Source organism: Nocardioides sp. Z22_16 (assembly GCF_058134365.1).
This window is the reverse complement of sequence record NZ_JBYTTI010000004.1, coordinates 625,475-637,961: the sequence shown is the minus strand read 5'-3', so window position 1 is coordinate 637,961 and position 12,487 is coordinate 625,475. Positions and strand designations below refer to the sequence as shown.

Sequence of the window (12,487 nt, the reverse complement as noted above, 5' to 3'; positions counted from 1 at the left end):
ACCCGGAAGTTAAGCCTTTCAGCGCCGATGGTACTGCAACCGAGAGGTTGTGGGAGAGTAGGACGCCGCCGGACATACACTCCGCAGAGGCCACCCATTAGGGTGGCCTCTGCGCCATTTCACGGTCTTGTCGAGACGGGCCGTGCACGCGAAGAGACAACGAGAAGGTGGAGTCGTGGCCGAGCAGCGTCGCAGTCAAGGAGGCCGCAGTGGCGGCGGGGACGGGAGGGCCGCTCGCGGTCCCGGCGGCTCCGACGCACGCGGTGGAAGGCCCACTCGCGCCGGCGGCTCGACCGGCGGTCGGTCGGACGGCCGGTCCGAGGGTCGGGGCGGTCGGGCGAACGACAGGTCCGGACGCGCGAACGAGCGTGGGGGACGGTCCACGGACCGCGGAGATCGCGGCGGCCCCCGGCGTCCCCGGGATGGCGACGAGCGGGGTCCCCGCACGGTCGACCAGGCCAAGTACGACGGGCCCGAGATCCCGGCGCACATCACGGGCAAGGAGCTGGACCGTGGGATCACGGCTCAGCTCAAGGGGCTCCCGGAGAAGCTGGCCGCCCGGGTGGCTCGCCACCTGGCCGCCGCCGGAGAGCTGATCGACGACGACCCGGAGACCGCCTACCAGCACGCCCTCGCGGCCCGCTCCCGGGCGCAACGCCTCGCGGTGGTGCGTGAGGCCGCCGGAGAGACCGCCTACGCAGCTGGACACTACGCGGAGGCTCTCGCTGAGCTGCGCGCTGCGAAGCGGATGAACGGCGCCACGGACTACCTGCCCATCATGGCGGACTGTCACCGGGCGCTCGGCCAGCCCGAGCAGGCGCTCAAGCTGGCGAAGAGCCCGTCCGTGGCCAACTTCAGCCCCGAGGCGAAGGCGGAGATGACGCTGGTCGAGGCAGGTGCCCGGCGCGACATGGGTCAGCTCGACGCGGCCCTGCGCACCCTCGAGCTGGCACCTCTGATGTCGAAGAGCCGCGCGTCCTGGGTGGTGCGCCTGCGCTACGCCTACGCCGACACCCTCGAGGCTGCCGGCCGGAACGGCGACGCCTTGGCCTGGTTCCACCGCACCCACGCCATCGACGGGGAAGAGATCACGGACGCCGCGGACCGTGCCGAGATGCTGGAGCGCAAGGCCTGACGCGTGCGGTCCGGAGACGCCTCGGCGTGTCCGGACCGACAACGCTGGCAATGTCGTCTCGGTTGAGTCACAATAGACGCACAAACCACATACATGTCATCTTGCTCCTTGTTCTAGATGAGACCGCTGGGGAAGGCGTAGCTCGCGCCGGAACGAAGGAGGTCACGGTGACCACACGCACTGCCCCTCGCCCGAATGGACCTGCCACTCGGGGGATCCTGTTCGTGCACTCTGCACCGTCCGCGCTCTGCCCTCACATCGAGTGGGCAGTGGGCGGCGTGATCGGTGCTGCGGTGAGCATGGACTGGATCCCTCAGCCTGCCCAGCCCGGCACCTACCGTGCCGAGCTGTCCTGGGCCGGTCCGGCGGGCACGGCGGCCGCTGTCGCGTCCGCGCTGCGCGGCTGGAACCACCTTCGGTTCGAGATGACCGAGGAGCCGACCGCCTCGACGGAGGGCAGCCGTTACTCCTACACGCCCGAGCTCGGTGTCTTCCACGCGGTGACCGGCCTGCACGGCGACATCATGATCCCCGAGGACAGGCTGAAGGCTGCGGTCGTGAAGGCCGCCATGGGCGACACGACCGTGCTGCTGGAGATCGACAAGCTGCTCGGCAAGCCCTGGGACGACGAGCTGGAGACCTTCCGGCACGCCGGCGACGGCGCTCCGGTCCGCTGGCTCCACCAGGTGGTCTGAGCCTCACCCCTGGGGAGGTCAGAGCGGGATGTTGCCGTGCTCGCCGCGGCGGACCCCGTGGGCCTCGACCTCGGCGGCGATCGCCCGGGCCAGAGCAGTCCGGGTGCGGCTCGGGTCGACGACCTCGTCGACCACGCCGATCTCGACCGCCTTCTCGACGCCGCCGGCCATCTTCTCGTGCTCGACAGCGAGCTCGGCCTCCACCTGAGGCCGGATGTCGGGCGAGACCTCCGCGAGCCGGCGTCGGTGCAGCACCCGGATGGCGGCCACGGCCCCCATCACCGCTACCTCCGCGCCCGGCCAGGCGAAGACGCGGGTGGCCCCCAGGGAGCGCGCGTTCATCGCGATGTAGGCGCCCCCGTACGTCTTGCGGGTCACCAGGGTGACGCGGGGAACCACGCACTCGGAGAACGCGTGCAGGAGCTTGGCGCCGCGGCGTACCACGCCGTCCCATTCCTGGCCCACGCCCGGCAGGTAGCCGGGCACGTCGACGAGCACGATGAGAGGGATGCCGAAGGCGTCGCACATCCGGACGAACCGTGAGGCTTTCTCGGCGGAGAACGAGTCGAGGCAGCCGCCCAGCCGCAACGGGTTGTTGGCCACGACGCCCACCGTGCGTCCGCCGAGCCGGCCCAGGGCCGTCACCACGTTGGGTGCCCAGCGGGCGTGGAGCTCCTGGACCGAGCCGGGCTCGAGAACGGCCTCCACCAGCGGGTGGACGTCATAGGCGCGCTTGCGTGACGCGGGCAGCAGCGCCTCGAGGTCGACGTCCTCCACGGCGTCGGGGTCCAGGCTGCCCTGCGAGCCGAGCAGCGAGGTGAGGGTCCGGGCGCGGGCGAGCGCCTCCTGCTCGGAGTCGGTCAGCACGTGCACGACCCCGGAGCGTCGGCCGTGCGGCTCGGGTCCCCCGAGCCGGAGCATGTCGACGTCCTCCCCGGTCACCGAGCGCACGACGTCCGGCCCGGTGACGAAGATGCGTCCCTCTGGTCCCAGGATGACCACGTCGGTGAGGGCGGGCCCGTAGGCGGCACCGCCGGCCGCAGGGCCGAGGACCACGGAGATCTGCGGCACCTTGCCGGACGCCTGGGTCATGGCGTGGAAGATCCGTCCCACGGCGTGCAGCGAGAGGACCCCTTCGGCCAGACGGGCCCCGCCGGAGTGCCACAGCCCGATGATCGGCACCCGGTCGGCCAGTGCCCGGTGGTAGGCGTCGACGACGACCCGGCAGCCGGTGTCGCCCATCGCGCCGCCCATGAGCGTCGCGTCCGAGCAGAACGCGACCGCGCGGGCCCCGTGGATCTGCCCGGTCGCAGCCAGCATCCCGGAGTCGTCGTCGGGGCTGATCAGCTCGATCGTCCCCTCGTCGAAGAGGGCCGCGAGGCGGCGGGCCGGATGACGCGGGTCCTCGTCGCGGGGCACCTTGGCGGCGACCCGTGCCTGGGAGGGGAGCGCCGGCGCCGGGGTGGGGAGGGAGTTCATCGCGCGCTTCCTGCCGAGCCGAAGGCGACGGCGACGTTGGCGCCGCCGAAGCCGAAGGAGTTGTTGAGGGCGGCGATCTCGCCGTCCGGGAGGGGGCGGGCCTTCGTGGCGATGTCGAGCTCCACCCGCTCGTCCAGCGCGTGGAGGTTGATCGTCGGGGGACTGACGCGCTCGTGGAGGGCCATCACGGTGGCCACGGCCTCCAGCGCCCCGGCGCCGCCGAGCAGGTGCCCGGTCATGGACTTGGTGCTGGTCACCACCACGTCGGAGACGGCGTGGCCCAGCACGGCGTGCAGCATCAGCCCCTCCGCCACGTCTCCGAGAGGGGTGGAGGTGGCGTGGGCGTTGACGTGCTTGACGTCGGAGGCGGTGATTCCCGCGGCCGTCACGGCCTGGCGGATCGCTCGCGTCCCTCCGCGCCCTTCCGGGTCCGGCTGAGCGATGTCGTGGGCGTCGTTGCTGATCCCGGCGCCGAGCACGACCGCGTAGATCTTCGCCCCTCGGGCGCGGGCGTGCTCCTCGGACTCCAGCACCAGGATGCCGGCGCCCTCACCGAGGACGAAGCCGTCGCGCGCGGTGTCCCAGGGCCGCGAGACGCTCGCCGGGTCGCCGTCGTTCTTCGACAGCGCCATCATGTTGGCGAACGCCGCCATGGGCAGCGGATGGATCGCCGCCTCCGTGCCGCCTGCCACGACGACGTCGGCGCGGCCGAGGGAGATGAGGTCGAGCGCCATCGCGATCGCCTCGTTGCCCGAGGCGCAGGCCGAGGTGGGGGCGTGGACGGCAGCCCTGGCGCCGAGGACGAGCGACACGTTGGCAGCCGGCGCGTTGGGCATCAGCATCGGCACCGCCAGGGGGGAGACGCGGCGCGGTCCCTTGTCGCGGAGGGCGTCGTAGTTGTCCAGGAGCGTGGTGACGCCCCCGATGCCCGACGCGATCGAGACCGCCAGTCGGTCCCCGTCGACCTCCCCCCCGGCCAGGCCCGAGTCCGCCCAGGCCTGCTGGGCGGCGACCATGGCGAACTGGCTCGACCGGTCGAGGCGGCGCGCCTTGACGCGCTCGAGGACCTCACTGGGCTCCACGGCGACGCGGCCGGCGATCTTGACCGGCATGTCGGCTGCCCAGGGGTCCTCGAGGCGGCGTACGCCGGACCGGCCGGCCAGCATGCCCTGCCAGGTGGAGGTGACATCGCCGCCGAGCGGGCTGGTGGTGCCCAGCCCGGTGACGACTACTCGGGTGCTCATGTGGGTCTTCCGTTCCTTGCGTGGTCGAGGGGTCGCTGGCCGGTGGTCCTGGTGGACCACCGGCCGGCCGGGTCAGGCAGCCTGGGCGCGCTCGATGAAGGCGACCGCGTCACCGACGGTGCGCAGGTTCTTCACCTCGTCGTCGGGGATGGTGACGCCGAACTTCTCCTCGGCGGCGACCACGACCTCGACCATCGACAGCGAGTCGACATCCAGGTCGTCGACGAAGGACTTGTCCAGCTGCACGTCGCCGGTGTCGATGCCGGCGACCTCGTTGACGATCTCGGCCAGGTCCGTGCGGATCTCTTCGGTGGTCATGTTGCTTCCTTCTCCTTGGGTGGGGTGAACTGAGGTGTCGCGTCGAGGGTGCTGGGGTGCGCTCACGGGACGATGACGACCTGTGCGGCGTAGGCGAGCCCGGCACCGAAGGCGATGAGCAGTGCCGTGTCGCCCGAGCGCGCCTCGCCGTCGGCGATCATCCGCTCGAGGGCCATCGGGACGGACGCCGCCGAGGTGTTGCCCTGCTCGGCGACGTCGCGGGCGATCCGCACGTGGGGGGGCAGCTTCATGGAGCGGGCCATGGCGTCGATGATGCGCATGTTGGCCTGGTGGGGGACGAAGACGTCGAGCTCCTCGGGCTGCACGCCCGCCCGGTCGAGGGCCTCTCGTGCCACCTTGGCCATCGCGAACGAGGCCCAACGGAAGACGGCGTTGCCCTGCATGGTGAGGTGCGGCATCACCCCGCTGCCGGGGGCGTCCGCGGTGCCGACGACGTCGCGCCAGTCCTCGCGCTGCCGGATCAGGTCGAACTGCTCGCCGTCCGAGCCCCAGACGACGGGGGAGATGCCGGGCTCGTCGCTGGGGCCCACCACCGCGGCACCGGCACCGTCGGCGAAGATGAACGCCGTGCCCCGGTCGTGGAGGTCGGTGATGTCGCTGAGCCGCTCCACGCCGATGACCAGCACGTGACGAGCGGTCCCTCCGCGGACCAGGTCGTTGGCGAGTGCCAGGCCGTGGCAGAAGCCCGCGCAGGCGGCCGAGACGTCGAACGCGGGGGCCTGGTCGGTGCCGAGCTCGTGGGCGATGGCTGTCGCCACCGCCGGTGTCTGCATCAGGTGACTCACGGTCGCGACGATCACGCAGTCGACCTGGCGGGCCTCGAGGCCTGCGCGCTCGAGGGCTGCCCGCGCGGCCTGCACCCCCATCATCTGGACGGTCTCCTCGGGGGTGGCGAAGCGGCGCTGCTTGATCCCGGAGCGCTGCTGGATCCACTCGTCGCTGGAGTCGATGGCCGCCACCAGATCGGCGTTGCGCACCACCCGGCTGGGGCGGTAGGCCCCGATGCCGAGGATCCGGGCGCCGGGGGACCCGGCGGTGGCCGAGAGTGGCTTGAGCGCGCTCACGCAGCTCCCTCCGGGTGGAGCCGCAGCAGGGGCTGGCCGGGGGAGACCGGGTCCCCGTCCTCGACCAGCCACTCCACCACCTGCCCGCCGTGGCGGGCGGCGACGGGCGTGCGGTCGCGCAGGCTGGCCACGTCGCCGATCACGCGGCCCGGGGTCAGCGACGCGGCCGAGACGACGTCCTGCGCCTGGTGGAAGGTCCCCTTGGCGGGGGCGACGACCATCCGCCACGTGGGGGAGATGTCCATCGGCGAGGCCTCGCCGTGCCGGTCGCAGAACGCACGGGCGTCGTCGAGCTGGTCGGGGTGCTTGAGTGCGAAGGTCTCCACGCCCTTGAGCGCCCGCTTGGCGATGCCGGTCAGGGTGCCGGCGGGGGGCATCTCCAGGATGCCGGTGACGCCGAGGTCGTGCATCGTCTCCAGGCAGAGGTCCCACCGGACGGGCGCGGCGATCTGGCCGACCAACCGCGCGAGCAGCTCCTGGCCGTCGTGGACGACCTGGCCGTCGCGGTTGGAGATGACCCGGGTGCGTGGGTCGTGGGTCGAGACGGAGCGGGCCAAGGCGGCCAGGTGACCCACCGCGGGCTCCATGTGGACGGTGTGGAAGGCGCCCGCCACGCTGAGCGGGACCAGCCGGGCACGGGCCGGGGGCGCGTCGGCCAGGGCGCGCAGCTGGACGTCGGTGCCGGCCGCGACGATCTGGCCGGGACCGTTGTCGTTGGCTGCCACGAGGCCGTGGCCGGCCAGGGCGTCGAGCACCTCCTGGCGGTCACCGCCGAGCACGGCGGTCATGCCGGTGGGAGTGGCAGCGGCGGCTCGGGCCATGGCTGCGCCGCGCTCCCTGACCAGCACCATGGCCTGCTCCGCGGTGATGGCTCGCGCGCCGGCCGCGACGGTCAGCTCGCCGACGCTGTGGCCGGCCACAGCCCCGATCTTGCCGAAGGCGTCAGCCGGGTGGGGGAAGAGCTCGAGGGCCGCCACCAGGCCGGTCGCGACCAGCAGCGGCTGCGCGATCCGGGTGTCCCGGATCGTCTCCGCGTCGGACTCGGTGCCGTACGCGACCAGGTCGAGGCCGGCGACGGTGGAGAGCCACTCCATGCGGGAGCGGAAGACGGGGTCCTGGACCCACGGGGCGAGGAAACCGGGGGACTGAGCACCCTGTCCGGGTGCGACGATGACGAGCACACGACCAACTCTGCCGGTCAGGACGCCCGGAACCCATCGGGGACGCACACGAAAGGCGGATCAGAACTTTGTGGGATTCCTACAAAGAGTCGGGAGTGGCCGAGCGGGGAGACTGACGCCCCAGCACCAGCGCGATCTGCAGGGTGAAGCCCTCGCGCGGCACGGTCGGGTCGAGTCCGGTGAGCGCGGCCACCTGGCGCAGGCGGTAGCGCACGGTGTTGGCGTGCACGTAGAGGGCGCGACTGGCTGCCTCGGTGGAGCCGCCGGCCGCCAGGTAGGCCGACACGGTCGCGACGAGCGCTCCCCGCGAGCCGACCAGCGTGCCGTAGACCTCGTCGACCAGGTGCCGGCGCGCGTGACCGTCCCCGGCCAGCGCCCGCTCCGGGAGCAGGTCGTCACTGGTGACGGGGCGCGGTGCGTCCGGCCATCCGGGAGCCGCGCGCAGGGCGGCCGCGGCGGCTCGCGCGGAGACGTGGGCACGGTCGAGGCCGGAGACCCTCGGCCCCACCGCGACCTGCCCCTCGCCGAAGAGTCGTGCCACCGCGTCTGCGGCGGCGCGGGGGTCGACGACGCCGCCCAGCACGACGACCAGGCGGTCGCCCTGGGTGGCGCACAGGGCGTCCATGCCGGCCAGACGGGCGATCCGCCGCACCTCCCCGAAGACGTCGGTGTCGGTGCGCGACAGCGGAGCGCTGCCCAGCACCACGGTGACGCCGTCGCGCGCCGCCCAGCCCAGCGCGCTCGCACGGGAGAGGAGGGTCTCGTCACCTTCGGACCTGAGCACCGCGTCGACGACCAGCGCCTCCAGTCGGGCGTCCCAGGCACCCCGGGACTCGGCGGCCCTGGCGTAGACCTCCGCGGTCGCGAAGGCGACCTCACGGGCGTAGCGCATCACCGCCGCACGGACCGCAGGGAGCTCCGAGGGCTCCACCAGCGACTCGATGTTGGACTCCACGACGTCGATGCTGAGCCGGATCAGGTCCACGGTCTGCTGCAGGTTGATCACGCCGGTGAGCTCGCGCGGAGCAGCTCCGAAGACCTGCCCGGCGAGCGCGTGGCCCCAGGAGCCCTCGGCACCGGAGGTGGGCGGGCTCCGCAGCCACCCGGTGAAGCCGCGGATGCCGGCCTGGACGATGAGCCCGACCCAGGATCGGTCCTCCGCGCTCAGCTGGGGGAACCACGGCATCTCCGTCTCCATCCGGGCCATCGCCGCGGTGCTGAGCGCGCCGGAGGAGCGGTCGAGGGCCGAGACGACCCCCGCGCGGTCCTCGGGGACGAGGTGTTCGGTGGCAGAAGTCACACGCCTAGGTTAGTGCACACCCTCCAAAGATCTCGATCATGTAAAACCCGCCGCACACCGAGCTCCCGGGCGGCGGCAACTGCTTGAATGTCGTCACGTCCGAGAAGGGGGAACGCGTGTCCGACCCAGCCCTCGAGCTCTCCCACCTGACGCTGCACGGCCATCGGCGGGCCTTCGTGCGGGCGGGCTCCGGCCCGGTGGTGCTCCTTGTCCATGGTCTCGGCTGCGATCACCGGACCTGGTCGCCGGTGCTGGCCGACCTGGCCCGCGACCACACGGTCATCGCCCCCGACCTGCTCGGCCACGGTCAGTCGGAGAAGCCCCGGGCCGACTACAGCCTGGGCGGCTACGCCAACGGCATGCGCGACCTGATCACGGTGCTGGGCATCGACAAGGTCACGGTCGTGGGCCACAGCTTCGGTGGTGGCGTGGCGATGCAGTTCGCCTACCAGTACCCCGAGCGCACCGAGCGGATCGTGCTGGTCTCCTCCGGTGGGCTGGGACCCGAGGTCACCCCCGCGATCCGTGCCATCACGACGCCCGGGTTCCACCAGGTGATGGGGGTCCTCACCCTTCCGGTGGTGCGCCACCTGGCCTCGACCACCCTCCGCGCTCTCGCCGCGTCCGGACTGCCCCGCACCCGCGACCTGGACGAGGTAGCAGCGGTCTACGAGCAGTTCGCCGACCCGCGTCAACGTGCCGCGATCCGTCACGTGGTGCGCGCCGTGGTCGACTGGAAGGGCCAGGTGGTGACCATGGCGGACCGCGCCTACCTGACCCGCCAGATGCCGATGTGCGTGGTGTGGGGCGCCGACGACCACGTCATCCCGGCGAGCCACGCCGCCCACGCCGCGGAACTGGCCTCGGGGGCGCGGGTGGAGGTGCTGCCCGACAGCGGCCACTTCCCGCACAAGGACCACCCGGAGAGGTTCGTGGCCATCCTGCGGGAGTTCATCGCCGGGACCGAGCCCCAGCGACACTCCAGGGCGACCTGGCGCCGGCTGCTGGAGCAGGGCCCGGACAGACCGGTTCCCCGGAGCGAGGCCGGGGAGGCGCCCGTCTCGCCGGTGCCGGACCTGCGCAGCATCCCGAGCTGAGCAGGTCCGGCGACCGCAGGCGGCTCAGGCGTCCCCGCCCTCCTGCTCCACGTCCGAGACCGCGGTCGGGTCGTCGATGCGGTAGCGCGTCGCCGCCTCGGCGACCTTCTCCACGGGGAACTCGCCGGCGTCGGCCAGCGCCTGGAGCGCCTGGACGACGATCGACTCGGCGTCCACGTGGAAGTAGCGCCGGGCCGCGGGCCGGGTGTCGGCGAAGCCGAAGCCGTCCGTCCCGAGGACCCGGTAGTCGCCGGGCACCCAGCGGGCGATCTGGAGGGGGACCGCGGCCATGAAGTCGGAGACCGCCACCACCGGGCCGGCGGCGTCGCGCAGCTTGTCGGTGACGTAGGCCGTCCGCCGCTCCTCGGCGGGGTGCAGCAGGTTCCACTCCTCGGCGGCCACGGCGTCGCGCGCGAGCTCGTTCCACGAGGTCACCGACCACCCGTCAGCGGTGACGCCCCACTCCTCCTGGAGCATCGCCGCCGCCTTCTCGACCCAGGGCCACGCCACCCCCGAGCCCAGGAGCTGGACGCGGGGTCCGTCGCCCTGGCCGACGCTCACCCGGTGCAGGCCGCGCAGGATGCCGTCGACGTCGACGTCGTCGGGCTCCGCCGGCTGGCTCACCGGCTCGTTGTAGACGGTCAGGTAGAAGATGACGTTCTCGGCCTGCTCGCCGTACATCCGGGAGAGGCCGGACTCCATGATGTGGCTGACCTCGTAGGCCAGCGCCGGGTCGTAGTGCACGACGGCCGGGTTGGTGCTGGCCAGGAGCGGCGAGTGGCCGTCGGCGTGCTGGAGCCCTTCGCCGGTCAGCGTCGTGCGCCCCGCGGTGGCTCCGATGAGGAAGCCGCGCGCCATCTGGTCGGCCATGGCCCAGATGGAGTCGCCGGTGCGCTGGAAGCCGAACATCGAGTAGAAGATGTAGAACGGGATCATGTGCTCACCGTGGGTGGCGTAGGCGGAGCCCGCCGCGGTGGCCGAGGCCATCGCGCCCGCCTCCGAGATGCCCTCGTGAAGCATCTGGCCCTGGGCCGACTCCTTGTAGGTCAGCAGCAGCTTGCGGTCCACGGCGTCGTACCGCTGGCCGCCCGGGTTGTAGACCTTGGCGTGCGGGAACATCGAGTCCATGCCGAAGGTGCGGTACTCGTCCGGGGCGATCGGCACGATCCGGTCGCCGATCCCCTTGTCCTTCATCCAGTCCCTCAGGAGACGGACCACCGCCATGGTGGTGGCGACCTTGTTCTTCCCCGAGCCCTGCCGCAGCTCGGAGTAGGTCTCCTTGCCGGGCAGCGACAGAGGTGTCGCGCGGTCGATGCGCCGGGGGACGGAGCCGCCGAGGGCGCGGCGGCGCTCCAGCATGTACTCGATCTCGGGGGCGTTCTTGCCGGGGTGGAAGAACGGCGCGCCGCCGGTCTTCTCGTAGGACTCCTCGAGCTCCCGGTCGCTGATCGGCAGGTAGAGCCGGTCGCGGTACTTCTTGAGGTCGGCCGGGGTGAGCTTCTTCATCTGGTGGGTGGCGTTCTTGCCCTCGAGGGCGTCGATCGTCCAGCCCTTGATGGTGTGCGCCAGGATCACCGTGGGCTGCCCGACGTGCTTGGTGGCGGCGTCGAAGGCGGCGTAGACCTTGCGGTAGTCGTGGCCCCCGCGGGGCAGCTTCTCGATCTGCGAGTCGCTCATGTGCTCGACCATCGCCCGCAGGCGCGGGTCGGTGCCGAAGAAGTCCTCGCGGACGAAGGCGCCGTCTTCCGTCGAGTAGGTCTGGAACTGTCCGTCGGGGGTCGTGTTCATCCGGTTGACCAGGACGCCGTCGACGTCGCGGGCCAGCAGGGCGTCCCACTCGCGGCCCCAGATCACCTTGATGACGTTCCAGCCGGCGCCGCGGAAGTTGGCCTCGAGCTCCTGGATGATCTTGCCGTTGCCGGTCACCGGACCGTCGAGCTGCTGCAGGTTGCAGTTGATGACCCAGGTGAGGTTGTCGAGCTCCTCGCGGGCCGCGACCCGGATGGCGCCCAGCGACTCGGGCTCGGCCATCTCACCGTCGCCGAGGAAGGCCCACACCCGCTGGTCCGAGGTCTCCTTGATGCCCCGGTTGGCCAGGTAGCGGTTGAAGCGCGCCTGGTAGATGGAGTTGATGCCGGTCAGCCCCATCGAGACCGTCGGGAACTCCCAGAAGTCGGGCATCAGCCGGGGGTGGGGGTAGGAGGGGAGCCCCTGGCCGACGCCGTGCTGCACCTCCTGCCGGAAGCGGTACAGCTGACCCTCGGTCAGCCGGCCCTCGAGGAACGCGCGGGCGTAGATGCCGGGCGAGCCGTGGCCCTGGATGTAGATCTGGTCGCCGCCGCCCGGGTGGTCCTTGCCACGGAAGAAGTGGTTGAAGCCGACCTCGTAGAGGCTGGCCGCGGACTGGTAGGTGGCGATGTGGCCGCCGACCTCGAGTCCCTTGCGGTTGGCGCTGGAGACCATCACCGCGGCGTTCCACCGGATGAACGCCCTGATCCGGCGCTCGACCTCCTCGTCACCGGGGAACCACGGCTCGCGCTCGGAGGGGATGGTGTTGATGTAGTCCGTGGAGCGCAGAGCCGGCACTCCGACCTGCTTCTCCCGAGCCCTCTCCAGGAGCCTCAGCATGAGGTACCGGGCCCGCGCGCGGCCGCGGTCGTCGACCAGCGAGTCGAAGCTCGCGAGCCACTCCTGCGTCTCCTCCGGATCGATGTCCGGTAGCTGCGTGGGGAGCCCCTCGTGGATGACGGACGGGGGGTGCGGGCGTTCAGACGTCTGGTCACTCACCCGTGCATCGTTGCACGTCGAGGAAGCCGGGAGAATCTACCCATGAGTATGTCGTGTGGTCCCAGGCTTGCGCTCAGAGCCGGACTCCGCTGGACTACTCACCACTCCGCGCACCCGCGGGGGTAGACGTGACGAAGGAGGGTCCGTTGACTGCGAGCGTGGGCGG

The 12,487-nt window shown here is 71.7% G+C and carries 10 protein-coding genes and 1 rRNA gene; 4 read left to right on the top strand and 7 right to left on the bottom strand.

Going from position 1 to position 12,487, the window contains the following annotated elements:
* The 3 genes from rrf to AC3X7R_RS15110 all read left to right on the top strand — a co-directional run.
* Positions 1-74, top strand: a 5S ribosomal RNA gene (gene rrf, locus AC3X7R_RS15120); the annotation flags it as partial.
* 488 nt (positions 75-562) lie between these two features.
* Positions 563-1,135: a hypothetical protein gene (locus AC3X7R_RS15115; RefSeq protein WP_489966486.1), complete on the top strand. Its 573-nt coding sequence runs from the start codon at positions 563-565 to the stop codon at positions 1,133-1,135.
* A 215-nt stretch (positions 1,136-1,350) separates the two neighbouring features.
* Complete coding sequence (locus AC3X7R_RS15110; protein WP_489966504.1) at positions 1,351-1,830, top strand: DUF3145 domain-containing protein; 480 nt, start codon at positions 1,351-1,353, stop codon at positions 1,828-1,830.
* Positions 1,831-1,848: 18 nt separating this feature from the next.
* Here AC3X7R_RS15110 and AC3X7R_RS15105 read toward each other — a convergent pair whose 3' ends face one another.
* From AC3X7R_RS15105 to AC3X7R_RS15080, 6 genes are all read right to left on the bottom strand, one after another.
* On the bottom strand, positions 1,849-3,309 hold the full coding sequence (locus AC3X7R_RS15105; RefSeq protein ID WP_489966485.1) for an acyl-CoA carboxylase subunit beta: 1,461 nt from the start codon (positions 3,307-3,309) through the stop codon (positions 1,849-1,851).
* Positions 3,306-4,553, bottom strand: coding sequence for a beta-ketoacyl-ACP synthase II (gene fabF / locus AC3X7R_RS15100; protein WP_489966484.1), 1,248 nt, complete (start codon positions 4,551-4,553; stop codon positions 3,306-3,308). Before fabF ends, AC3X7R_RS15105 begins: the two co-directional genes overlap by 4 nt.
* 72 nt (positions 4,554-4,625) lie before the next feature.
* The gene (locus AC3X7R_RS15095) at positions 4,626-4,871 is read right to left on the bottom strand and encodes an acyl carrier protein (RefSeq protein ID WP_489966483.1); all 246 of its coding nucleotides are present in this window, start codon (positions 4,869-4,871) and stop codon (positions 4,626-4,628) included.
* A 62-nt stretch (positions 4,872-4,933) separates the two neighbouring features.
* Positions 4,934-5,956 (bottom strand): beta-ketoacyl-ACP synthase III, encoded by a 1,023-nt coding sequence (locus tag AC3X7R_RS15090; protein ID WP_489966482.1) that lies wholly within the window; start codon positions 5,954-5,956, stop codon positions 4,934-4,936.
* Positions 5,953-7,137 (bottom strand): acyltransferase domain-containing protein, encoded by a 1,185-nt coding sequence (locus tag AC3X7R_RS15085; protein ID WP_489966481.1) that lies wholly within the window; start codon positions 7,135-7,137, stop codon positions 5,953-5,955. The genes AC3X7R_RS15090 and AC3X7R_RS15085 overlap by 4 nt, the downstream gene beginning before the upstream one ends.
* A gap of 79 nt (positions 7,138-7,216) precedes the next feature.
* A complete protein-coding gene (locus tag AC3X7R_RS15080) occupies positions 7,217-8,437 on the bottom strand; it encodes a PucR family transcriptional regulator (protein ID WP_489966480.1) in 1,221 nt (406 codons plus the stop codon).
* Positions 8,438-8,553: 116 nt separating this feature from the next.
* Here AC3X7R_RS15080 and AC3X7R_RS15075 point away from each other — a divergent pair, with 116 nt between their 5' ends.
* Positions 8,554-9,534: an alpha/beta fold hydrolase gene (locus AC3X7R_RS15075; protein WP_489966479.1), complete on the top strand. Its 981-nt coding sequence runs from the start codon at positions 8,554-8,556 to the stop codon at positions 9,532-9,534.
* A 24-nt stretch (positions 9,535-9,558) separates the two neighbouring features.
* On the opposite strand, the gene aceE is transcribed toward AC3X7R_RS15075, so the two are convergent.
* Positions 9,559-12,321, bottom strand: a complete 2,763-nt coding sequence (aceE, locus tag AC3X7R_RS15070) for a pyruvate dehydrogenase (acetyl-transferring), homodimeric type (protein ID WP_489966478.1) — start codon at positions 12,319-12,321, stop codon at positions 9,559-9,561.
* Positions 12,322-12,487 lie beyond the last annotated feature (166 nt).

Excerpts from the sequence above, each read along its gene's own strand:
- AC3X7R_RS15095 (WP_489966483.1), bottom strand. The coding sequence starts at position 4,871 with ATGACCACCGAAGAGATCCGCACGGACCTGGCCGAGATCGTCAACGAG.
- AC3X7R_RS15105 (WP_489966485.1), bottom strand. The coding sequence starts at position 3,309 with ATGAACTCCCTCCCCACCCCGGCGCCGGCGCTCCCCTCCCAGGCACGG.
- fabF (WP_489966484.1), bottom strand. The coding sequence starts at position 4,553 with ATGAGCACCCGAGTAGTCGTCACCGGGCTGGGCACCACCAGCCCGCTC.